Annotated in this window: 19 protein-coding genes; 5 read left to right on the forward strand and 14 right to left on the reverse strand. The window is 71.2% G+C overall.

Features of this window, described 5'->3' with window-relative positions:
• Positions 1 to 8 precede the first annotated feature (8 nt).
• Positions 9 to 257 carry a hypothetical protein gene (locus tag MPPM_RS20645; protein WP_096486660.1) on the forward strand — a complete coding sequence of 83 codons (249 nt, stop codon included), beginning with the start codon at positions 9 to 11 and terminating at the stop codon, positions 255 to 257.
• Entirely contained in the window at positions 258 to 476 is a 219-nt protein-coding gene (locus MPPM_RS20650) for a hypothetical protein (protein ID WP_096486661.1), read from the forward strand.
• 12 nt (positions 477 to 488) lie between these two features.
• On the opposite strand, the gene MPPM_RS20655 is transcribed toward MPPM_RS20650, so the two are convergent.
• On the reverse strand, positions 489 to 1,523 hold the full coding sequence (locus MPPM_RS20655; protein WP_096486662.1) for an aldo/keto reductase: 1,035 nt from the start codon (positions 1,521 to 1,523) through the stop codon (positions 489 to 491).
• A gap of 314 nt (positions 1,524 to 1,837) precedes the next feature.
• Here MPPM_RS20655 and MPPM_RS20660 point away from each other — a divergent pair, with 314 nt between their 5' ends.
• Positions 1,838 to 2,068 carry a hypothetical protein gene (locus MPPM_RS20660; protein ID WP_096486663.1) on the forward strand — a complete coding sequence of 77 codons (231 nt, stop codon included), beginning with the start codon at positions 1,838 to 1,840 and terminating at the stop codon, positions 2,066 to 2,068.
• Between the two features lie 5 nt (positions 2,069 to 2,073).
• On the opposite strand, the gene MPPM_RS20665 is transcribed toward MPPM_RS20660, so the two are convergent.
• From MPPM_RS20665 to MPPM_RS20710, 10 genes are all read right to left on the reverse strand, one after another.
• Positions 2,074 to 2,673 (reverse strand): cysteine hydrolase family protein, encoded by a 600-nt coding sequence (locus MPPM_RS20665; RefSeq protein ID WP_096486664.1) that lies wholly within the window; start codon positions 2,671 to 2,673, stop codon positions 2,074 to 2,076.
• A gap of 257 nt (positions 2,674 to 2,930) precedes the next feature.
• Positions 2,931 to 4,214 (reverse strand): efflux RND transporter periplasmic adaptor subunit, encoded by a 1,284-nt coding sequence (locus MPPM_RS20670; protein WP_096486665.1) that lies wholly within the window; start codon positions 4,212 to 4,214, stop codon positions 2,931 to 2,933.
• 153 nt (positions 4,215 to 4,367) lie between these two features.
• Positions 4,368 to 7,598, reverse strand: a complete 3,231-nt coding sequence (locus tag MPPM_RS20675) for an efflux RND transporter permease subunit (RefSeq protein ID WP_096486666.1) — start codon at positions 7,596 to 7,598, stop codon at positions 4,368 to 4,370.
• Between the two features lie 296 nt (positions 7,599 to 7,894).
• A complete protein-coding gene (locus MPPM_RS20680) occupies positions 7,895 to 9,277 on the reverse strand; it encodes an NTP/NDP exchange transporter (RefSeq protein WP_096486667.1) in 1,383 nt (460 codons plus the stop codon).
• Positions 9,274 to 10,011, reverse strand: coding sequence for an NADPH-dependent F420 reductase (locus MPPM_RS20685; RefSeq protein ID WP_096486668.1), 738 nt, complete (start codon positions 10,009 to 10,011; stop codon positions 9,274 to 9,276). The genes MPPM_RS20680 and MPPM_RS20685 overlap by 4 nt, the downstream gene beginning before the upstream one ends.
• Entirely contained in the window at positions 10,001 to 10,933 is a 933-nt protein-coding gene (locus MPPM_RS20690; RefSeq protein WP_244573372.1) for an aldo/keto reductase, read from the reverse strand. Before MPPM_RS20690 ends, MPPM_RS20685 begins: the two co-directional genes overlap by 11 nt.
• A gap of 72 nt (positions 10,934 to 11,005) precedes the next feature.
• Positions 11,006 to 11,560 (reverse strand): 16S rRNA (guanine(966)-N(2))-methyltransferase RsmD, encoded by a 555-nt coding sequence (rsmD, locus tag MPPM_RS20695; protein ID WP_096486669.1) that lies wholly within the window; start codon positions 11,558 to 11,560, stop codon positions 11,006 to 11,008.
• Between the two features lie 10 nt (positions 11,561 to 11,570).
• Positions 11,571 to 13,451, reverse strand: a complete 1,881-nt coding sequence (locus tag MPPM_RS20700) for a pseudouridine synthase (protein ID WP_096486670.1) — start codon at positions 13,449 to 13,451, stop codon at positions 11,571 to 11,573.
• 95 nt (positions 13,452 to 13,546) lie between these two features.
• Positions 13,547 to 13,723 (reverse strand): DUF1328 domain-containing protein, encoded by a 177-nt coding sequence (locus MPPM_RS20705; protein WP_012456035.1) that lies wholly within the window; start codon positions 13,721 to 13,723, stop codon positions 13,547 to 13,549.
• Positions 13,724 to 14,056: 333 nt separating this feature from the next.
• Positions 14,057 to 16,162, reverse strand: coding sequence for a putative bifunctional diguanylate cyclase/phosphodiesterase (locus MPPM_RS20710; protein ID WP_096486671.1), 2,106 nt, complete (start codon positions 16,160 to 16,162; stop codon positions 14,057 to 14,059).
• A 334-nt stretch (positions 16,163 to 16,496) separates the two neighbouring features.
• On the opposite strand from MPPM_RS20710, the gene MPPM_RS20715 reads away from it, so the two are divergent.
• On the forward strand, positions 16,497 to 17,414 hold the full coding sequence (locus MPPM_RS20715) for an alpha/beta fold hydrolase (RefSeq protein WP_096486672.1): 918 nt from the start codon (positions 16,497 to 16,499) through the stop codon (positions 17,412 to 17,414).
• 192 nt (positions 17,415 to 17,606) lie between these two features.
• On the opposite strand, the gene MPPM_RS20720 is transcribed toward MPPM_RS20715, so the two are convergent.
• From MPPM_RS20720 to purD, 3 genes are all read right to left on the reverse strand, one after another.
• On the reverse strand, positions 17,607 to 18,308 hold the full coding sequence (locus MPPM_RS20720; RefSeq protein WP_096486673.1) for an SDR family NAD(P)-dependent oxidoreductase: 702 nt from the start codon (positions 18,306 to 18,308) through the stop codon (positions 17,607 to 17,609).
• Positions 18,309 to 18,415: 107 nt separating this feature from the next.
• Positions 18,416 to 18,859 carry a nucleoside deaminase gene (locus MPPM_RS20725; protein WP_096486674.1) on the reverse strand — a complete coding sequence of 148 codons (444 nt, stop codon included), beginning with the start codon at positions 18,857 to 18,859 and terminating at the stop codon, positions 18,416 to 18,418.
• Positions 18,859 to 20,166, reverse strand: coding sequence for a phosphoribosylamine--glycine ligase (purD, locus tag MPPM_RS20730; RefSeq protein ID WP_096486675.1), 1,308 nt, complete (start codon positions 20,164 to 20,166; stop codon positions 18,859 to 18,861). Before purD ends, MPPM_RS20725 begins: the two co-directional genes overlap by 1 nt.
• 166 nt (positions 20,167 to 20,332) lie before the next feature.
• On the opposite strand from purD, the gene MPPM_RS20735 reads away from it, so the two are divergent.
• The gene (locus MPPM_RS20735; RefSeq protein ID WP_244573373.1) at positions 20,333 to 21,031 is read left to right on the forward strand and encodes a hypothetical protein; all 699 of its coding nucleotides are present in this window, start codon (positions 20,333 to 20,335) and stop codon (positions 21,029 to 21,031) included.
• Positions 21,032 to 21,096 lie beyond the last annotated feature (65 nt).

Genomic DNA, 21,096 nt, shown 5'->3' on the forward strand with positions numbered 1-21,096 from the left:
ACGACAGGGTGAGCGATACCGAACACGAGACCGGGTCCGACAGCGAGGCATCGGGCGAACCGAAGCTCGCCGGCATCCTGACCTTCCCGCCGGAGGTCGTGGCGGCTTTGGACGAGCATTGCGCCGTCGAGCGCCTGCCGCGGGACCGGGCGATCTGCGAGATCGTCGCCGAGTATCTGCGCTTCAAGGGCTATCTGCGGAGGCGGCCCGCCCACGAACACCGCTCGCCCCAGGGCGAGATGCCGGAGGGGCTGTGAATGGCGACATCGTTCAAGGGCCTCCATCTCTGCCCGCCGAAGCAGCCGCGCCCGACCCATGTCCGGGTGCAGGACGCGGAGGGCGGCGAGACCACCCTGCCGCTGGAGGAGTACGAGGCCCGCGCCGGCCAGCCGCCCTGGCAGAGCCTGCCCTGGGCGGGCGAGGCCGGGCCCGTGCCGGACGACGGCGACAAGCACGGCCCCGAGTTCAGCATGTAGCGCGCCGCCGCCTCACCACGCCGTCGGCTTGGGGTTGCGCTCGTCGAAGCCGATCTGGTGCCAGTAGGGGTAGATCGGGTTTTCTCGGCTCGCCGCGTCGAGGCGGGCGATCTGGTCCTCGGTCAGCGACCAGCCGACCGCGCCGAGATTCTGCTTCAACTGCTCCTCGTTGCGGGCGCCGATGACGATGTTGCACACGGTCGGGCGGCTGAGCAGCCAGTTCAGCGCCACCTGCGGCACGGTCTTGCCAGTCTCGGCGGCGACCGCGTCGAGGGCGTCCACGACGTCGTAGAGGTAGTCGTCGGAGACGGTGGGCCCGCCCTCCGCGCCGGCCGCCGTCGAGAGGCGCCCGCCCGAGGCTGCCTGCCCCCGCCGGATCTTGCCGGTGAGCCGGCCCCAGCCGAGCGGGCTCCACACCATCAGGCCGACGCCCTGGTCGAGGCCGAGCGGCATCAGCTCCCACTCGTAGTGGCGGCCGATCAGCGAGTAGTAGCCCTGATAGACGACGTAGCGGGCGAGCCCGTAGCGCTCCGAGGTCGCCAGCGCCTTCATCAATTGCCAGCCGGAGAAGTTCGAGGCGCCGATATAGCCGATCTTGCCCGAGCGGGTGAGGTCGTCGAGCGCCCGCAGGGTCTCCTCGACCGGGGTCAGCGCGTCGAAGCCGTGCATGAAGTAGACGTCGATATGGTCGGTCTGGAGCCGTTTCAGGCTGGCTTCGCAGGCGCGAATCAGGTGATGGCGCGACGAGCCGACCGCGTTGACGTCCTCACCGACCCGGAAGGTCGCCTTGGTCGAGATCAGCAGCCGGTCGCGGCGGCCCTTGATCGCCTCGCCGAGGATTTTTTCGGAATCGCCACTCGAATAGAGGTCGGCGGTGTCGAGGAAGTTGACGCCCGCATCGAGGCAGAGGTCGATCAGGCGGCTCGCCTCGGCGACGCCGGTGCTGCCCCAGTTCTGGAAGAACGCGTCGGTGCCGCCGAAGGTGGCGGTGCCGAGGCTGAGCACCGGCACCTTGAGGCCCGAGCGTCCGAACTGCCGGTATTCCATGGAATCACTCCGCTGTGGCTGTCGGGCGGCGGCCTCCGAGACGCGCCGCCCGCCTCGTCTTGAGGGGACCGGCGCGGTCCGGCAACGCGAGGGACCGGGCGGCCGCCCTGCGGGGCGCGAATGGCGCCGCTGCCATCATACCGCCATCGGACGCCCGCGGTTCCGCCACCGAAAGGAACAGGTTCCGCAAAGACTTCGTCAACCAAGAGCCACTATTAAAGCTCAAGTTTTACGGAACCCGGACACGGGACGATTCTTGTTCAACGCACCCGGCGGCACCGTCGCCAGCCGGCCTCAACATTGGGAAGTTGTCCGTGAGTTTCACCGTCAGCGCCGGCACCGCGTCGCGGAACTATTCCTGGCAGCACGGCTCGCTGCTGAGCGCCCTGGAGCAGGGCCTGTCGCTGATCACCTCCGGCCTGAGCGACGTGCGCATCGTCGATTCGGAAGGCCGCAGCCACAGCCCGGCCGCGCTCTATCAGCGGATGTTCGGCGGCGCGCAGCCGGCGGAAGAGGCCGCGCAGCCCCGCGCCCGCGCGGCCTGACGTCCCTAGCCGCGGATCGCCGCCGCGTCCGGCGCGACCACCGCGAACAGATCGCCCAGAGCGGCGAGGCTCGCGGCCTGGACCGCCGCGACCGGGACGGTCGCGCCGTCCGGTCCCGGCAGGGCGCGGGTGGCGGTGGCCGCGGCCACCACGGTCGGGCGGAAGCCGAGGTTGAAGGCGCCCCGCGCGGTCGAGTTCACGCACATGTGGGTCATGAAACCCGCCAGGATCACGTCCTTGACGCCCGCCGCCTCCAGCTGCGCCTGAAGGTCGGTGCCGACGAAGGAGCTCGGATAGGCCTTGGTGATGACCGCCTCGCCCTCCCGCGGGGCGACCTCGTCGCTGATCTGGCCGATGGGCGCGGTGACGTCGTAGGGCGAGCCCGGCCCGGCATCGTGGCGCACGTGAAAGACCGGGATGCCGGCCTCGCGCGCCCGCTCCAGCAGGGCCTTCGCCTCGCGGATCGCCGGCTCAACGCCCTCCAGGCGCATCACGCCCTCGCGGTAGGTGTTCTGCAGATCGATCATCACCAGCGCCGAGCCGGTCAGCGCGGCGGGCTCCGGCGGCAGGCCGGACAGGCTGCGGAGGGTCTTGAGGTCGGTCATGGGCGTCGCCTTCTCGCGGGATGCGTTTCCGGGCGGGATGTGAGCCGAGCGGGGCCGCCCGCGCAACCCGCCGATTGGACCAACGGGCGAGCGGACAGCGATCCCACCCGCCACCCTCATCCTGAGGTGCCCGCGCCAGCGGGCCTCGAAGGATCCTCCTGTTCGCGCGCGGGATCTGGAGGATCCTTCGAGGCCTCCGCTTCGCTCTGGCACCTCAGGATGATGGCAAGGATTGGATCAGCGCCGCGCGAAAGCCGCTACCGCTGCGCGGCCTGCATCGGCTTGTCCGATTTCGGCTGCTGCGGAGCGATGCGGCCGCCCTCCTTGAGATCGGCGGGCGGGCTGAGCACGAGGCGCTCGCCGCCCGAGAGCCCTTTGTCCACCTCCACCACCGTGCCCTTGTCACGGGCGATGTGGACCTCGGCCCAGGTCACGCGGTCGTCCTCGCGGGCCACCGCGACGCGGGTGCCGGACTGGTTGAACACCAGGGCTTCCGCCGGCACCGCCACCGTGGCGCTGCCGGTGCGCGGGATCGACAGCGTCACGTAGACGAACAGGCCCGGCCGCAGCGTCCGCTCGGGGTTCGGCACGTCGACCTGCGTCGTGAGCGTGCGCGAGGAGGCGAGGAGCGCTACCGAGCTGCGCTCGACCTCGCCGGAGAAGCTGCGGTCGGGCATCTGCGGCACCTTGATTTGGGCCTTGATGCCGGGCTGCACGCCCACCGCCGCGTTCTGGGGCACGTTGACCGAGATGCGCAGCACGTCGTCCCGGTCCATCGACAGGAGCGGCGTGCCGGAGCCGGCATCGGCCTGGACGAGGTCGCCGACATCGACGTTGCGGGTGGTGACGACCCCGTCGAAGGGCGCGGTGACGATCTCGAAGCCGGTCAGCGCCTTGAGGCGGCCGACGGTGGCCTGCTGCGCCTTGATGTTGGCCTCCGCCACCTTCACGTCGGCTTGCGCCGAGGCGAGGTTGGCCGCCTGCGAGAGCACGCCGGCCTGGGTGTTGTCGGCGGTCTGCTTCGAGGCCCAGCCCTGGCCGGCGAGCGTCGAGGTGCGCGAATTCGTGACCTGGGCGAGGTTCACGTTGGCACGCGCCTGATCGACCATGGCCTTCGCCCGCAGGAGCTGCGCCTCCAACTGGCCGAGCTGCGCCTCGGCCTGGGCGAGTTGCTGGTCGAGGTCGGGGGCGGCGATGCGCAGGAGCACGTCGCCCTTCTTCACCCGCGAGCCGATATCGACGTGCCGCTCGGCGATGTAGCCGGTGGCGCGGGCATAGATCCGCGCGGTGGCGAAGGGCTCGGTCTGGCCCGGCAGGGTCAGGTCGATCGGCCCGTCGAGGCGCTTGGCCTCCTCGGTGCGGACCTTGGGCACGAACTCGATCTGCTTCGTCCGCGTCGCCTCGGCCCGGGCCGCCCGCTGCCAGTGGCCGTAGCCGCCGTAAGTCAGCAGGCCCACCGCGATCAGCCCGGCCAGCACAAAGCCGCGCTTCCTGGGTGGCGGCGGAATGTCGGCCGCCGGCTTACCGTCTCTCTCGCTCACCGGTTCGTCCTGTGATCGCTGTGGGCGTGGTCGTCGGAAACCTAGAGGGTCCCGATACCGAATGATTCTATTGGGTTCGGCTGAATTCCCCCTCTCCCCGCCTGCGGGGAGAGGGGATGGGCGGATGACGGGCGTCATCAACATAGGCCCGCATCATACATAATCCTCGAGCGGCTTGGCCTCGCCGCGCCGCAGCAGGCTGTAGAGGAACGGCACGAACAGCAGCGTCGAGGGCGTGCCGAGCGCGATGCCGCCCATCACGGCGCGGGCGAGCGCCGCGTTCTGCTCGCCGCCCTCGCCGGTGCCGAGCGCCATCGGCACGAGGCCCAGAAACATCGCGCTCGCGGTCATCAGCACCGGCCGCAGCCGCGTCTCGCCCGCGACGATCGCCGCCTCGTGCGCCGAGCAGCCGGTCGCCTCCCGGTGCTCCTTGGCAAACGTGACGAGCAGGATCGAGTTGGCCGAGGCGATGCCCACCGACATGATCGCCCCGAACAGCGAGGGGATCGAGAAGGTGGTGCCGGTGATGAACAGGCTCGCGACGATGCCGCAGAAGGCGACGGGCAGGGCCGCCAGCACCACGAAGGGATCGCCCCAGCTCTGATAGTTCACCGCCATCAGGAGGTAGACCGCGACGATCGCGATGCCGAGGCCAATGCCGAGGCGGAAGAAGGCGGCCCGCATGTTCTCGATCTGCCCGCGCACGGTGATCTTGTCCGGCGCCGGCAGGGCCTTCTGCTCCTCGTCGACGATCCGGTCGATATCGCGGGCGACCGCGCCGAGGTCGCGGTCCTGCACCGCGGCGTAGACGTTGAAGGTCGGCTGCGTGTTGACGTGGTTGATCACCGTCTGCGTCGGCTGGCGGGTGATCGTCGCGATGCTGGAGAGCAGCGTCAGCGCCCCCGGGCCGTTGCCGGCATTGGCGCGGGCGAAGAGCGGGGTGTTCTGCAGGGCGGTCAGCGAGTCGTTGCGGTATTCCGGCGTCTGGACCCAGAGCTGGTAGGGGATGCCGGTCTTCGGGTCGGTCCAGAAGTTCGGGTTCACCTGGAAGGAGCCCGACAGCGACACGTTGAGGCTCTGGGCCACCTGCTGCTGCGTCAGGCCGAGTTCGGAGGCGAGCCGCCGGTCGACATCGACGAAGAATTGCGGCGTGTCGACGATCTGGTGCAGGTGCACGTCGACGAGGCCGGGCGTCTCCTTCAGCCGCGCCTCGATCCGCCGGGCGACCTCCAGATCCTTGACGGTGTTGCGCCCCGAGACCTGCACGTCGATCTGCGCGATCACCCCGAAATTGAGGATCTGGGTGATGATGTCGGAGGGCTGGAAATAGACGATCATGTCGGGGAAGCGCTCGCGCAGGGTCTCGCGCAGGCGCCGCTGATACTCCGCCACCGGGCCGTGCTCGTCCTTCAGGTCGATCAGCATCTGCCCGTCGTTGTAGGAGACGAACGAGCCGTCGGAGAAGGCGAAGTTGTAGTTGTTCGACGGGATGCCGATGTTGTCGAGGATCTGGTCGATCTCACCCTCGGGGATCACCTCGCGCACCACCTTCTCGACCGCGGCGAAGGTCTGCTCGGCGGTCTCGATGCGCATGCCGGGGCGGGTGCGCAGGTGGAGCGTCATCTGGCTCGATTCGACCTGCGGGAAGTAGTCCTGCCCCGTGAAGACGAAGAGTCCGCCGGTGCCGGCAAACAGCAGGACGACGCTCGTGATCGTCGCGATCCGGTGGCGCAGGACCGCGTGGAGCAGCCCGACATAGCCGCGGTGGAACCGCTCGAACCGCGCCTCGAACCCGCGGCGGAAGGCGCCGGCGAGCCGGAAGACGGGGGAAAGCAGCCAGCCGAGCGCCCGCTCGATCCGACCGCGGCGCGGGGCGTCCGCCTCGCCGCCATGGTGCTGGAGGTATTCGCGGGCCACCAGCACGTCGATCAGCACCGGCACCAGGGTGCGGGTGAGGAGGTACGAGGTCAGCATCGCGAACACGACCGCGAGCGCCTGCGGCGTGAACAGGTATTTCGGGGTGTCGGTGAGCGCGAAGACCGAGACGAAGGCGGCGCAGATCGACAGCGTCGAGATCAGCGCCGGCTTGGCGATGCCGGCCGCGCCCTCGACCACGGCGTTGCGGAACGGCTTGCCCTCCTCGAACAGGCGGTAGGTGTTCTCGATCGCCACCGTCACGTCGTCGACGAGGATGCCGACCGCGAGCGCGAGACCGCCCAGCGTCATCACGTTGATGGTGTGGCCGAGCGCGGCGAGCAGCGCCAGCGAGGTCATCAGGCAGAGCGGGATCGAGACGAGCACGATCAGGGTCGAGCGCCACGAGCCGAGGAACAGCAGGATGGTGAGGCCGGTGAGGCAGGCGGCGATGACGGCCTCGTGCCACACGCCCTCGATCGCGTTCGAGACGAAGACCGACTGGTCGAAGAGCGGCTTGATCTCCATGCCCTCGGGGGCGGCCGCGCGGATGTCGGGCAACGCCGCCTTGACGTTGTTGACGACGTCCAGCGTCGAGGCGGTGCCGTTCTTGAGCACGCGCATCAGCACCGAGGCCTGCCCGTCGGCGCGCACCACGTTGACCTGCGGCGGGCCGCCGTCGCGGACATAAGCCACGTCGCGCACCAGCACCGGCTGGCCGTTGACCACCTTAATCGGGATCTCGTTCAAGGCCGCGATCGCGTCCGGCGTCGCGTTCATCTGCACCGGATATTGCTGCTCGCCGATCTTGGTCAGGCCCGAGGGGATGGTCAGGTTCTGCGAGGTCACCGCATTGGTGACTTCGAGCGGCGTCATCCCGAGCGCCTGGAGCGCGTGCAGGTCGAGATCGACCATGACTTGGCGCGGCGCGCCGCCGAAGGGGGAGGGCAGGGTCGAGCCCGGCACCTGGGTCAGGCGCTGGCGGATGCGGTACTGGGCGTAGTCGTAGACCTTGTTGAGGCTGTCCTTGGCCGAGGTCAGCGCGAGCTGGATCACCGGCACCGAGGAGGCGGAGAAGCGCACGATCACCGGCGGCTGCACGCCGGGCGGCATCAGCGCGCGGATCGAGTTGGTGGAGGAGACGACCTGGGCGATGGCGAGATCGATGCTGACGCTCTGGTCGAAATAGATCTTCATCACCGACGTGCCCTGGAGGCTGGTCGATTCCATCCGGGCGATGTTGTTGACGTTGTTGGAGATTCCGAACTCGGAATAGGTCGTGATCCGCTTCTCCATCTCCGGCGCGGAGAGACCCGTATAGGTCCAGACCACGACGACGACGGGGATGTCGACGGCGGGCAGCACGTCCTTCGGCGTCACGACGATCGCGCCCGCGCCGCCGAGCATCATCAGCACGGCGAGCACGTAGGTCGTGACGCGGAACTTGAGGGCGTACTGGACGAGTCCCATGGGTCTCCGGTGGATGTCCGGTCGGCGTGCCTCACGAAGCGCCCGGTCGCCGACGGCCCCGTCCGGGCCGGACCCGTGCGGCGGGCGTTTCGTGAGAGACACGCGCCTGCCGGAGAAGCGACGGGGGTGACCTTACGGATACCGCACGGCCACTGTTTCTGTTCTATGTCCGATTACTGCCGGAAACACAGGCGTGCCGCGATGCCGCATCGGCGCCTGTCCCCGCTGTTCAGGCCCGCACCCTCCGCCCGACGGAGATACGGTTAGACTGAAAATAACCTTTGCAATGATACGGTTCAGGCCGTCCGCGATGGCATCGGCGCCGGATTGCCGTCCGCGCGCGCCGTCCCTTGCTTCGCCGCTTGCTGCTGGATCGCCTCTTGTTCGATCGCCTCTTGCCGCCGCGCCTGCGCCCGGCCGAGCCAGAGCGCGTTGAGGAGCCACGCCGCCGAGAGCGGCACCGCCACCACGGCCGCGGCGTGGCCGCCGAAGCCGAGGGCGGAGAGCCCCGTATAGGACCACGCGCCGACCTGATCGCCGAGGCGGTAGACCACCGTGTCGATGAAGCTTTTGGCCTTGTAGCGGTCCTCCCGCGGCACCACCGTGAACAGCACCTCGCGCACCGGCCGGGCGACGGCGAAATTGCCCGCGCGGCGCAGCACGTAGATCACCACCACCGAGGCGACGCTCGGCGACAGCGCCAGCGCGGCGAATCCGACGATGCTCGCCGCCGGCAACAGCGCCAGGGTCACGCCGACGCCGAGCCAGCGGGTGATGCGCCCGGTGAGGAAGAGCTGCACGCCAAGCGTCAGCACGTTCACGGCGAGATCGACGCTGGCGAAGAAGGCGGTCTGCGCGCCGCGGTCGGGGAAGCTGCGCTTGGCGATCCCCGCCTGCTCGAAATACAGGAAGGTCGCGGTGACCGAGAACAGCGCAAGAAACAGCGCGATATTGAGGAGATAGGGCGAGGCGAGAGTGCGCCGGATGCCGGCGAGCACGTCGCCGCCGATGGTCTCGCCCGCGCGGGACGCCTCGGGCACTTCGTGCAGCCGCCCGATCAGTCGGGCGAGCCCCCGCATGGCGAAGACCGCCGCCTCCAGCAGGACGGCGGCCGCCAGCAGCAGCGCCCAGGTCGGCACGTCGCGCGCCAGCGTCGCCGTCACCGCCGAGCCGCAGATCGCGCCGAGCGTCGCGCCGGCGGCGATGAAGCCGAACAGGCGCTTGCCCTGCTCGGTCGAGAACACGTCCACCACCGTGGCCCAGAAGATCGAGACCACGAACAGGTTGAAGATCGAGAGCCAGACGAAGAAGGCCCGGCCGACCCAGAGAGCGGTTTCACCCTCCGCGACGGCGATGAGGCCGGCGAAGACCAGGATGTTGAGGATGAAGAAGCGGTAGGTGAGGGGCACGAAGCGCGCCCGCGGCAGGCGCTTGACCAGCCAGGCGAAGGGCAGGTTGAGCGCCAGCATGCCGATGAGGGTGGCCAGGAACAGCCAGGGCAGGTTCTCGAGCCCGCCCGCCACGCCCATCTGGTCGCGGATCGGGCGCAGCACGTAGTAGCTCGCCAGCAACGCGAAGATGTAGGCCCAGGACCATGCGAGCGCCGGGCCCTCGCCCGGCCTCACGTCGATGAGGCCGGCGAGGCGGTCCGGGAGGGAAGAGCCTTGAGCGTCGCTCAAGGCTTCACCCCGAGCTTCTCCTTCAGTTCCGGCGCCGAGAGGTCGTGGCCGAAGCCGGGCGAGCCCATGGCGAAGGTGTCGGCGGCCTTCAGCTCGCCGACCACCACGGGATCGAAGCCGGCATCCGAGACCAGGGTGCGGGCGGTCTCCAGCGCCTTCGGGTCGTTGCCGGCGATCGGCACCGCCATGCGCGGCTCGGGCCGGCCGGCATTCTTCTGAAAGATCTTATAGTTCGCCGCGTTGAAGGCGCGCACCACCCGCGCTCCGGCGAGATACTTGGCGGAGGTCGCGCCGATGCCGTCGCGCTCGACCTCGTCGTAGACCGCGCCGTCGCGGGCCTTCACCGCGTTGCCGGCATCGATCACCACCTTGTTCTTCAAGCCGGCGGCGTTCTCACGCCCCAGCTCCGGATAGGCCTTGTAGGGCACCGCGATCAGCACGGCATTGCCGAAGGCGATGGCTTCGGCCGGCGTGCCCGCCCGCGCCTTGGGCCCGAGCTCCTCGATCAGCGCCTTCAACTGCTCCGGATGGCGGGAGGCGAAGAACACCTCGTAGCCCGCCTTGATCCAGAGCCGGCCCAGCGTCCCGCCGATATTACCGGCCCCGACGATCCCGATTTTTTTGGTCGTTTCGGACTGCGCGAAAGCGGGCAGCGCGGGGAGCAGGAACGAGCCGGCGAGGAGCGCCAGAGCCGCGCGCCGACTCAGAGAAATCCCAAAAAAATCAGACCGCATCGATGAAGGCCTCCATCTTGCGCCGCTCGGCGGCGTCCGGCAGCCGCCCGGTCGCGGCGGCGAGGTTGTCCTCGACGTAGCTCGCCTTGGCCATGCCCGGGATCGGGCCGGTCACGGCCTCGTTGGCGAGCACGTATTTCAGGAAGAACTGCGCCCAGCTCTTGCAGCCGAACTCAGTCGCGAAATCGGGCAGGGGCTTGTCCTTCACCGCCTTGAACAGGCGGTCGCGGCCGAAGGGCACGTTGACCATCACCGCCACGCCGCGCTCGGCGGCGAGCGGCAGGACGCGCTCGGCCGCGAGCCGGCTGTCGAGGGCGTAGTTCACCTGCACGAAATCGAGCCGTTCGCGCTTCATCACCGCCTCGAGCTCGGGGAACTGCTCGTCGCGCCAGACCGTGACGCCGACATAGCGGATGCGGCCCTTCTCCTTGAGTGCGCGCAGGACGGCGAGGTTCACCTCCGTGTCGATCAGGTTGTGCACGGCGATGAGGTCGATCGTGTCCGTGCGCAGGCGCTGGAACGAGCGCTCGGTCTCGGCCTCCGACGCCTCCCGGCCGCGGGCGGCGACCTTGGTGGCGAGAAAGATCTTTTCGCGCAGGCCCTGGAGGATCAGGCCGAGGACGTCCTCGGCGGTGCCGTAGCTCGGGGCGGTGTCGATCACCTGCCCGCCGAGCGCCACGAAGCGCTCCACCGCCTCGCGCAAGGGGGCGGTGGCCTCGGGCGTCACCGCGACCTCGTAGCGGCGCGAGGTGCCGATGCCCATGGCCGGCAGCCGCTCCCCGGAGGAGGGGATCGGCCGGGTGATCAGGGCCTCCGCGGCGCGGGCCCCGAGCGGCACGAGGCCGGCTCCGGCGAGGGCGGCGGCGCCCTGCAGCAGGGTTCGACGGGAGAGCGGTGGAACGGGCGGCAGGACAGGCGGCATGGGCGCGGGCCTCCTTCGCGGACGGACGTGGCCCGAGCGAGATAGGGCAACCTCACCGCACGGGCGACGCGCTCACCCCTCGAAGCGACCGAACGTCACCGTCGTCTCGCCGTAGCTGCGCCGCTCCAGCTCCGAAAAACCGGGCGGCAGGACCGGGCCAGCCTCGGCGGCCTCCTCGACGAGGACGAGGGCGCCGGGGGCGAGCCAGCCGCCGGACGCCGCAGCCGTGAGCGCCGCGGGAGCGAGGTTCTTCCGGTAGGGCGGGTCGCAGAAGACCAGGGACGCTGCCTGATCCAGGGCCGGCCCGAGCCGGGTCGCGTCGCGCGGGATCAGCCGGGCGCGGGCCGCGCAGCCGAGCGCGGCGATCCCCTCGCGGATCAGCGTGCCGGCCTGGCGCCCGTCGTCCACGAAGAGCGCCCGGGCCGCCCCCCGGGAGAGCGCCTCGAAGCCCAGCGCACCGGTGCCCGCGAACAGATCGAGCACCACCGCATCCTCGGCCGCGTCGTCGTAGGCGTGGGCGAGCACGTTGAACAGGGCCTCGCGCAGGCGGTCGGAGGTCGGGCGGATGCCCTCCGCCTTCGGCCCGGCGAGCCGGCGCCCGCGCCATTCGCCGCCGACGATCCGCACGCGTCAGGTCTCAGGCGCCGCCACGGGGCGGACGACCGCCCCCGCGCGGCCCCGGCTTGCCGCCGGGACGGCCTCCGGATGCGCCGCCGGGCTTGCCGCCGGGACGTCCCCCCGGGCGCCCGCCGGGCCGGCCACCGCCGCCACCGGGCTTGAAGTCGCCCCGCGCCCCGCCTTTCGGGCCGCCCTTGAAATCGCCTCTGGCGCCGTCGCGGGCGCCGCCCTTGAAGCCGGGCTTGCCGCTCGAACCGGCACCAGGGCCTTTGCGGAAACCGCCGCGCTCGGGCGCCTCGGCACCGCGCGGGGCGCGGGCGGGGCGCTCGCCCTCGGCCGAGCGGGGACGGTCGCGCGGGGGGCCGCGACGCTCCGGAGCCCCGGCCTCGGCGGAACGCTCCCGGCGGGGCGCCCCCTCGCCGCGGTCGCGCTGCGGACGGCCTTCGCTGCGCTCGCGCGGCGGACGCCCCTCGCCCTCGAAGCGGCGCTCCCGCGGCGGCCCGCGCCGCTCGGGGGCGGCGCCCTCTCCGGCCTCGCGGCGGCGGGGACGGGCCTCGCCCGCGGGCGCGTCCCGGCGCGGCCGGTCGTCGCGTGGACGTTCCTGACGCTCGGGCCGATCCTGGCGCTGGGGCCGCTCCTCCTCCTTGCGGAAGCGGACCCGGCGGTGCGGCTCGGGAGCGGGCGTCTCCGGCGTGGGCTGGAGCCGCTCGACCAGAACCCGGCGCTCGCCGGCCGCCTGGATCGCGCCGACCCGCTCGCGGCCGCGCTCGGCCGCCGCCGCGCGGGCGGTCTTCGGGTCGGTGCCGCGGCGCGGCACCTTGCTCGCCCGGGGGCGGGTCTCGTCGTCGGCCCGCCACACGGTCGGCGAGGGCGCCCGCTGGGCCGGGCGCGCACCGGCACGCGGGGCGGCCGGACGGGCGGGATCGCGCGGCGGACGGCCCGCCGAACCGCCGCGCCCCCCCGAGCGCTCCTCGTCGCGGGTGCCCTGACGGCCGCCGCGCCCCGCGGGCGCCTCCGTCCGTGCGCCCTGCGCGGCGCGGGCCGCCTTCTTCGGGCTGCCGAAGGGGGCGATGGCCTCGCGCACCGGGCTCTCGAAATCGACGCCGGCCTGCTCGGCGAGGCTCTTTCCGAGCTGCTCCTTCAGCACCTTGGTGCGGATCTCCTCGACCAGCCCGACTTCGAGGTCGCCGAGCTGGAACGGTCCGAACGAGAGCCGGATCAGCCGGTTCACGGAGAGGCCGAGATGTTCGAGGATGCGCTTGACCTCGCGGTTCTTGCCCTCGCGCAGGCCGAGGGTGAGCCAGAGGTTGTCGCCCTGCACCCGGTCGAGGGTCGCCTCGACGGGGCCGTATTCCATGCCGTCGACGGTGACGCCCTTCTTGAGCTTGTCCAGGTCGGCCTGGGTGATGTCGCCGAAGGCGCGCACCCGGTAGCGACGCAGCCAGCCGGTATCGGGGTGGGCGATCACCTTGGCGAGGCCGCCGTCGTTGGTGAGGAGCAGGAGCCCCTCGGTGTTGATGTCGAGCCGGCCGATGGCGACGACCCGCGGCAGGTCGTCGGGCAGCCCGTCGAACACGGTCTGGCGCCCTTCCGGGTCGCGGGCGGTGGTGACGACGCCGCGGGGCTTGTGCAGCAGCCAGAGCCGGGTGCGCTCGCGGGCGGGGAGGGGCTCGCCGTCGATCGCGATGCGGTCGGATTCGGTGACGTTGATCGCCGGTGAGGTCAGGATCTTGCCGTTGAGGCTGACGCGGCCGGCCTCGATCATCGCCTCCGCGTCGCGGCGGGAGGCGATGCCGGCGCGGGCGATGGCCTTGGCGATGCGCTCGCCCTCGGGTGCGGCGGACTGGTCCGCGGACTGGTCCGCAGGCGCGGCCGTGGAGGGGTCTGGAATGTCGGTCATCCGCGCCCCTTACCAGAGCGGCGGTTCGCGCAAAAGGAAAAGGCGGCCCCGCGCGGGGCCGCCCTTCTCGACGCGCTTCCGAAGAAGCAGGGTCGTCACAACCGCGGGGAGCGACCGCGCACCGCGCCCATCACCGCCGAGATCAGGAACAGCGCGATGGCGACGAAGAACACGATCTTGGCCGCCTCCATGGCGGTGCCGGCGATGCCGCCGAAGCCGAGCAGAGCGGCGATCAGAGCGACGACGAGAAAGGTAACAGCCCAACCGATCATGGTATCCTCCTGACGTCCGTCTTGGACGGTGCTTGGACGGTGTCTTGAAAGTCTGTCCTGGCCTGGAAAATTGCCAAGCTGCCGGAATCGTTCCGTCGATGGCGCTGAAAACGGTTGCCGGCGCGAAGCGTTCCGGAGCAGGCGGCCGGCAAGCGAGGCTCTTGGGAGCGGTGGCCAGGGAACAGGTCCCGGAGGCCGGGGCACGGCGGAGGAACAGGCCCGTCCCTTTTCCGGCAGAGCGGAGCGACGGGGCGCGCCACGACGCAAGCAGGCCTCCGGGGGGACGTCCCCCGAGCGCTCCGGAAGCGTGCGAAAATCTCGTCCGGACGTCCGTCAGGCCGCCAGCGTTCGTGCCGGCCGCCCCTCGGACGCGGAACCGGCCTCGAGCAGGACGGCGATTTCGTGGACCGGCCGGGGCGGGCTGAACAGGTAGCCCTGCACCTCCTGCGCGCCCTCCGCCCGGATGGTGGCGAGCTGCGGCTCGGTCTCGACGCCCTCGACGAGCGTGGTGATGCCGAGGCTCGCCCCCAGACTGACGATGGCGCGGATGATCGCTCCGGCCTCCGACTGGGCCGCGCAGTCGCGCACGAAGGAACGGTCGATCTTGATCTTGTCGAAGGGGAAGCGGCGCAGGTAGCTGATCGAGGAATAGCCCGTGCCGAAATCGTCCATGGAGATGCGCACCCCGAGTTTGCGCAGGGTGTGCAGCGTCTCGAGATTCATTTCGGTGTCGTCGAGGAGCACGCTCTCGGTGATCTCCAGCTCAAGGCGGCTCGCCTTGAGGCCGCTCATCGCGAGGGCGCTGAGCACGCTCTGAACGAAGCCGCGGTGGCGCAGCTGCAGCGGCGAGACGTTGACCGCCACGCTGATCCCGTCGTGCCAGGCGGCGGCATCCCGGCAGGCTTGGCGCAGCACCCACTCGCCGATCGATACGATCAGGCCGGTCTCCTCGGCCAGGGGAATGAACACCGCCGGGCTCACGAGGCCGCGCTCGGGATGGCGCCAGCGGACCAGCGCCTCCACGCCGGTGATGCGGTTGTCGGACAGGTCCACGAGCGGCTGATAGTGCAGTTCGAAGCGGTTCTGCGCGAGCGCCTCGCGCAGCTCGCGTTCGAGGCCGAGCCGCTCGCGCAGGGTCTCGTCCATCTGCGGCTCGAACAGGCGGGCGGTGCCGCGCCCCCCGGCCTTGGCCTCGTAGAGGGCCATGTCGGCCTCCTTGAGGAGGCGCTCGATGTCCTGCGGCACGCCGCCCTCGGCCTCGGCCAGGGCGATGCCGGCGCTCATCCCGATCTCGACGGTGACCCCGTCGAGGAGGTAGGGCGCCGCGACCACGGCGATCAGGCGCTCGGCCAGCCCCGTCGCCCCGGCCGCATCCTCGACGCGGGAGATCACCGCGAATTCGTCGCCCCCGAGCCGGGCGACCACGTCGTGGCCGCGCACGTGCCCCCGCAACCGCTCGGCCACCGCCCGCAGCAGGCAATCGCCCACCGCGTGGCCGAAGCTGTCGTTGACCGGCTTGAACCGGTCGAGATCGAGACAGAGCACGGCGACCCGCGCCCCCGCGCCGGTGCTCGGCATCTCGATCAGTTCGGCGCCGATCTCGCGCAGGCGGGTGCGGTTGGGCAGGTCGGTGAGCCCGTCGTGGCGGGCCATGTGGATGATGCGCGCCTCGTTGCGCCGCCGCTCGGTGATGTCCTCGAAGGTCGCCACCCAGCCGCCGCCGTCCATCGGCCGGTGGGTCACGGCGATGACCCGTCCATCGGCGAGTTCGCGCAGGACCGATTTCAGCCCGTCCTCGGTGAGCGAGGTGCGGGTCCCCTCGCTGATCGCATCGACGGTGGCGCCGCGCTTGTAGCGCCCGAGCGCCACCAGCGTCTCGATGATGGCGCGCTGGCTCATGCCGACATGGACCGCGTCCTCCGACAGGCCGAAGATCTCCAGGTAGCGCCGGTTCCACACCAGGAGCCGCTGCTCCGCATCGAACATGCACAGCCCGTGGGTCATGTTCTCCAGGGCGGCGTCGAAGCGCCGGTTCTGCTCGCTGAGCTGGGCATGCGCCTCGACGAGGGCGCGCCGGGTCCGATGCTGCTCGGTGACGTCGCTGCCGACGCCCTGGTACCCTAGGAAGTCGCCCTCGGGCGTGAACAGCGGCCGGCCGCTGATCTCGAACCAGCGCGGCATACCGTCGGGATGGCGATAGACGTAGGTCAGGTCGCGGAAGGGGCGGCGCGCGGCGATCGCCGCGCGATATTGCGGGAGGCTCGCCTCCTCCCCCGGGCAGGCCAGGGTCTCGCGCGCGCGTCCGATCAGGCTCTCCGGCGGGCAGCCCAGAAGGCGCTCCGCACCTGGGGAGAGATAGCGGAAGCAGTCCTCGGCATCGGTGGTCCAGAACCAGTCGAAGGCGATCCGCGCCAGTTCTTCAAGGTCGTTCAGGGGCATGGCACTACCGTGGGCGAACCGGATCTTTCGAGGCGAAATGTAAATATTTCCTCATGCTCACGTCTTCGACATTCTGCTCAAAATCCTATCTGAGCTGCGCCAATCCAAGTGCAGGGGAGGCCGATGACTGCCGCCTGAATTGTGCAGGCACCCGAACGTGCTACTAGGTTGTGTTAATAAATCTCAAGTTCATGGCGATCATGACGCCAGGACGGCCCTGGACCAGGCCTTGGGCCAGGTCCTGGGCCAGATCTTGGGCGCGAAGTCGCCGGAGCCTTCGCCGCGCCGAGCCGTTATCCGCGGCACGGGAGCCGCGCAGCGGGAAGGATTGCGGATGGCGGAAGGCGACGACCTGTTTCCCGGCTTCGAGCCGCTCTGGATCGAGGGGCCGGCCGGCCGATGGTTCGGACGGGCCGCGGGTCCGCGGGACGCACCGCCGCTCCTCCTGCTGCACGGCTTTCCGCAGTGCCACGCCATGTGGCACCGGCTGGCGCCGGCGCTGGCCGAAACGCACCGCGTCATTGCCCTCGACCTCAAGGGCTACGGCTGGTCGGCCGCCCCCGACGCGCGAGGCGGGGAGCACGCCTACGCCAAGCGGCGGCTCGGGGCGGAGATCGTCGCGGTGATGGAGCGCCTCGGCCATGTGCGCTTCGCGCTGGCCGGCCACGATCGCGGCGCCCGCGTCGGCTACCGGCTCGCCCTCGACGAGCCGGGCCGGATCGAGCGGCTCGCGATCCTCGACATCGTGCCGACGGACGTCCAGTGGACCCGCATCGAGGCGAAGCCGGGCGCCAATCCGCACTGGCCGTTCCTGGCCCGCCCCGCCCCGGAACCGGAGGAGGCGATCCGCCGCGACCCGGACGGCTATTTCGAGGGGCTGCTGCGCGGCTGGAGCGCGGGCCGCGACCTCGCCGCCTTCGACGCCCGCGCGCTCACGCTGTACCGACAGGCCTGGAACGTGCCCGAGCGCATCCACGCGATGTGCGAGGATTACCGGGCGGGCGGCGCCGACGGGCCGGACCGCGCCGCCGACCGCGACGACCTCGCCGCGGGCCGGACCCTGGCGATGCCGGTGCTCGTCCTCGCGAGCGAGGCCTATCTCGATCACGACAAGCCGGAAACGGCCCTGGCGGCGTGGCGGCGGACCTTCGCGCCGCAGGCGCAGGGCGCGCGGATCGCCTCCGGCCACTTCATGGCCGAGGAGGCGCCGGAGCCGACGCTGCGGGCGCTGCAGGCCTTTCTGGCGGCGTAGTCTGATTTCGGATCGATCGCCTCGGTGCCGGCTCGCGTCATCCCGGGGCCGCGCAGCGGAACCCGGGATCCACCCGCGATGCGGGAAACATGGCTCCGTCGAGGCCCGTCGTGGATTCCGGGGTCGCCTTGGCCCCGGAATGACGGTGGTGGGGGCTGAACCGAACCCACCAAGCGGGAAAGGCCTATCCCCTCAGAAGCTCTCCACCCACGGCCGCAGGGCGATCTCGTCGGTCCAGGCGCTGCGATCCTGGCGCAGGAGGGCGAGGTAGCTCTTGGCGATCGCATCCGGGTCGAGGGTCGCGTCGGGGCGCTCCCCGGGATCGGGCCGGGCGGCAGAGCGGATCGCGCCGTCGATCACGATGTGCGCGACGTGGATGCCCTGGGGCTGCAACTCGCGGGCGAGGCTCTGGGCGAGGCCCCGCAGGGCGAACTTGCCCATGGCGAAGGGGGTGGAGCCGGCAAACCCCTTCACGCTCGCCGAGGCGCCGGTGAACAGGATCGCGCCGTGGCGATGCGGCAGCATCCGCCGGGCGGCGGCCTGGGCCACGAGGAAGCCGCCATAGGCCGAGACCGCGAGCGCGCGCGCCACCGCCTCCGGATCGAGATCGACGGTGGCCCCGCGCAGCCGGCCGCTGGCATTGTAGACCACCACGTCCGGCGCGCCGCCGAGCGCCGGCTCGAGCCGGGGGAACAGGGCCTCAACCGCGCCCGGATCGGTGGCGTCGCAGGCATGGAGCACGGCCCCCGTCTCCGCGGCGAGGCCGGCGAGTTTCTCGGTGTTGCGCGCGGCGAGCCCGACCTTCAGCCCCTCCGCCGCGAACAGACGCGCCAGCGCGGCGCTCAAGCCTGGGCCGGCGCCGACGATCAGGGCGCGCTGATAGGTCGGGACCATGCGAGGGCTCCGGTGCGGTTTGGAAGGACGAGGGATCGAACGCGCCGCGGACCGCCGCGGTTCGGCGACCGAGCCGGAGCGCGCCCCGCAATCGGGGGCGCTCCGGTTCATCCCCGCCGCTGCGCGAAGAAATCCCTGAGGAGGTCCGCCGCCTCGCCCTCGCGAAAGCCCGAATAGACCTCCGGGGCGTGGTGGCAGGTCTGCTGATTGAACACTCGGGGCCCGTGCTCGACGCCGCCGCCCTTGGGATCGGCGGCGGCGTAGTAGAGCCGGCGGATGCGGGCGAAGGAAATCGCGCCCGCGCACATCGGGCAGGGCTCCAGGGTGACGTAGAGGTCGCAGCCGGTGAGCCGTTCGTCGCGCAGCGCGGCGCAGGCGGCGCGGATCGCCAGGATCTCGGCATGGGCCGTGGGATCGGACAGGGTGCGCGGCCGGTTGCCCGCGACCGCGAGCACGGTCCCGTCCCGCACCACGGCCGCACCGACCGGCACCTCGCCGAGCGCCGCGGCCTCACGGGCAGCGGCGAAGGCGAGGTCGAGGAAATCGGGCATTACGCGTCGGAGGAAGCCGCCTCGCGGGCGACCTCCCGGCCGCCGATGTCGCTGCGGAAGAACCCGTCCGGCCAATCGATCCGCCGCACCGCCGCGTAGGCGCGGTCCTTCGCCTCCCGCACGCTGGCGCCGAGCGCCGTGACGGCGAGCACCCGGCCGCCATCGGCGAGCAGCCGGTCTCCGTCGCGGCGGGTGCCGGCCTGGAACACCAGGACCGTCCCGTCCTCCGCCTCGCCCCCCGCCGCCTCGGCGCCGCGGATCTCGGTGCCGCGGGTCACCGCGCCGGGATAGCCCCGCGCCGCCATCACCACGGTGAGCGCGGCGCGGGAGGCGTCGAAGCCGATCGAGACGCCGGAGAGATCCCCCTTGGCCGCCGCCAGCAGCGCCGGCACGAGGTCGCCGGACAGGCGCGGCATCAGCACCTGCGCCTCCGGGTCGCCGAAGCGGGTGTTGTACTCGATGAGCTTCGGGCCCTCATCCGTCAGCATCAGCCCGGCATAGAGGATGCCGGCGAACGGCGTGCCCCGGGCGGCCATGCCGGCCAGGGTCGGCGCGATGATCCGCGTCATCACCGTCTCGGCGATCTCCGGCGTGACGATGGAGGCGGGGGAATAGGCGCCCATGCCCCCGGTATTGGGGCCGCGGTCGCCGTCATAGACGCGCTTGTGGTCCTGGGCCGTGCCGATCGGGATGGCGCGGGTGCCGTCGCAGAGCGCGAAGAAGCTCGCCTCCTCGCCGAACAGGCATTCCTCGATGACGAGCGCGCCCCCTTCGCTGCCGTCGAGGATCGCCCGCACGGCCGCCTCGGCCTCGGGCAGCGACTCGGCGACCGTCACGCCCTTGCCGGCGGCGAGGCCATCGGCCTTGACCACGATCGGTGCTCCGCGCTCGCGCAGATAGGCGAGCGCGGGCTCCAGTTCGGTGAAGCGAGCGAAGGCGGCGGTCGGGATGTCGTGCTCGGCGCACAGATCCTTGGTGAAGCCCTTCGAACCTTCGAGCTGCGCCGCGGCCCGGGTCGGCCCGAAGGCGGGGATGCCGGCGGCCTGCAGGTCGTCGACGAGCCCGGCGACCAGCGGCGCCTCCGGCCCCACCACCACCAGCCCGACGTTTTCCGCCCGGCAGAAGGCGACGACCGCCGCGTGGTCGGAGACGGGGAGATCCGGCCGGTTCTCGCCGTGCCGGGCCGTGCCGGGATTGCCCGGCGCGACGAACAGCTTCGCGCAGAGCGGCGATTTGGCGATGGCCCAGGCCAGGGCGTGCTCGCGCCCGCCGGAGCCGATGAGCAGGATGGAGAAGGGCTCGGTCATGACGAGACCCTATCCAAAAAATTTTGGGCCGGGGAAAGGGCGTTTCGCGTTTGCCCCGGCGACGCAACCAGTAACGCACCTCGTAACCCAAGGGAGAATCCGCCGCATGGCGCCGCGAGATCGTGATCAGGTTCGTCGTCAGGACCCTCGCGAGCGACCGGGGCGGATGCGGCGGCGGCTCGGTCTCGAGGGCGCCAACACCCTGGTGCAGACCCTGGCGATCCTCGGGGCGGGGGCCTGGGGCGTCTACACCTTCGTCTACGAGGCGCGGATCAAGCCGGGGCTCGCCCCGCCCTCGGTCTCGGTGAAGACCGACCTCGTCCGGGTCGGCGAGCGCGGCGACCGGGTGGCGATCCGCTCGACCGTGACCCGCACCAATGTCGGCCAGGCGGGCGTGCGCGTGCTCGGGCTCACCTACACCGTGGTCGGCCTGCGCACCCGCTTCTCTGAGCCGGGGGCGCAAGGGGAGGCGGAGGTGGCGGCGCGGGAGGCCGCCTTCCGGACCTCGCTCTCCGGCACGGCGAGCGTCGACTCCGCCCGCGACTACCTGCGCGAGACCGGCGCGCCGATCCTGCGCCAGGGCGTCTTGTTCTCCGGCGCGACCTCGCTCCCGAGCGAGCCCTCCGAGCTCAACCCGGGCGAATCCGTCTCCCGCGACGTCATCGTCTACGCCGACCGCAAGGCTTTCGACGCCATCCGCTTCGAGGTGCGGCTCGCCTACGCCAAGGAGGACGACCCGCCGGTGCGCCTGCGCTTCGAGGCGGGGGCGGATGGAGGGCTCGCGACCGTGCCGGCCGATCCCTGCCCCGCACCGAAATGCCCGCTGCGGACGACGGATTTCGCCACCGAGTTCTCGCTGTGGTGAGCGGCCGGTGCGGCCTCCCGTCCGCCTTGCGCCCGGGATCACCTTATCCCGCGCGCCGGACGGAA

Source organism: Methylorubrum populi (assembly GCF_002355515.1).
Lineage (GTDB): Bacteria > Pseudomonadota > Alphaproteobacteria > Rhizobiales > Beijerinckiaceae > Methylobacterium > Methylobacterium populi_A.

Bases quoted from the DNA above. Each gene is read 5' to 3' on its own strand.
- MPPM_RS20650 (WP_096486661.1), top strand. From the start codon at position 258: ATGGCGACATCGTTCAAGGGCCTCCATCTCTGCCCGCCGAAGCAGCCG.
- MPPM_RS20655 (WP_096486662.1), bottom strand. From the start codon at position 1,523: ATGGAATACCGGCAGTTCGGACGCTCGGGCCTCAAGGTGCCGGTGCTC.
- MPPM_RS20665 (WP_096486664.1), bottom strand. From the start codon at position 2,673: ATGACCGACCTCAAGACCCTCCGCAGCCTGTCCGGCCTGCCGCCGGAG.
- MPPM_RS20675 (WP_096486666.1), bottom strand. From the start codon at position 7,598: ATGGGACTCGTCCAGTACGCCCTCAAGTTCCGCGTCACGACCTACGTG.
- MPPM_RS20685 (WP_096486668.1), bottom strand. From the start codon at position 10,011: ATGCGGTCTGATTTTTTTGGGATTTCTCTGAGTCGGCGCGCGGCTCTG.
- MPPM_RS20690 (WP_244573372.1), bottom strand. From the start codon at position 10,933: ATGCCGCCTGTCCTGCCGCCCGTTCCACCGCTCTCCCGTCGAACCCTG.
- MPPM_RS20700 (WP_096486670.1), bottom strand. From the start codon at position 13,451: ATGACCGACATTCCAGACCCCTCCACGGCCGCGCCTGCGGACCAGTCC.
- MPPM_RS20705 (WP_012456035.1), bottom strand. From the start codon at position 13,723: ATGATCGGTTGGGCTGTTACCTTTCTCGTCGTCGCTCTGATCGCCGCT.
- MPPM_RS20710 (WP_096486671.1), bottom strand. From the start codon at position 16,162: ATGCCCCTGAACGACCTTGAAGAACTGGCGCGGATCGCCTTCGACTGG.
- MPPM_RS20715 (WP_096486672.1), top strand. From the start codon at position 16,497: ATGGCGGAAGGCGACGACCTGTTTCCCGGCTTCGAGCCGCTCTGGATC.
- MPPM_RS20720 (WP_096486673.1), bottom strand. From the start codon at position 18,308: ATGGTCCCGACCTATCAGCGCGCCCTGATCGTCGGCGCCGGCCCAGGC.
- MPPM_RS20725 (WP_096486674.1), bottom strand. From the start codon at position 18,859: ATGCCCGATTTCCTCGACCTCGCCTTCGCCGCTGCCCGTGAGGCCGCG.
- purD (WP_096486675.1), bottom strand. From the start codon at position 20,166: ATGACCGAGCCCTTCTCCATCCTGCTCATCGGCTCCGGCGGGCGCGAG.
- MPPM_RS20735 (WP_244573373.1), top strand. From the start codon at position 20,333: ATGCGGCGGCGGCTCGGTCTCGAGGGCGCCAACACCCTGGTGCAGACC.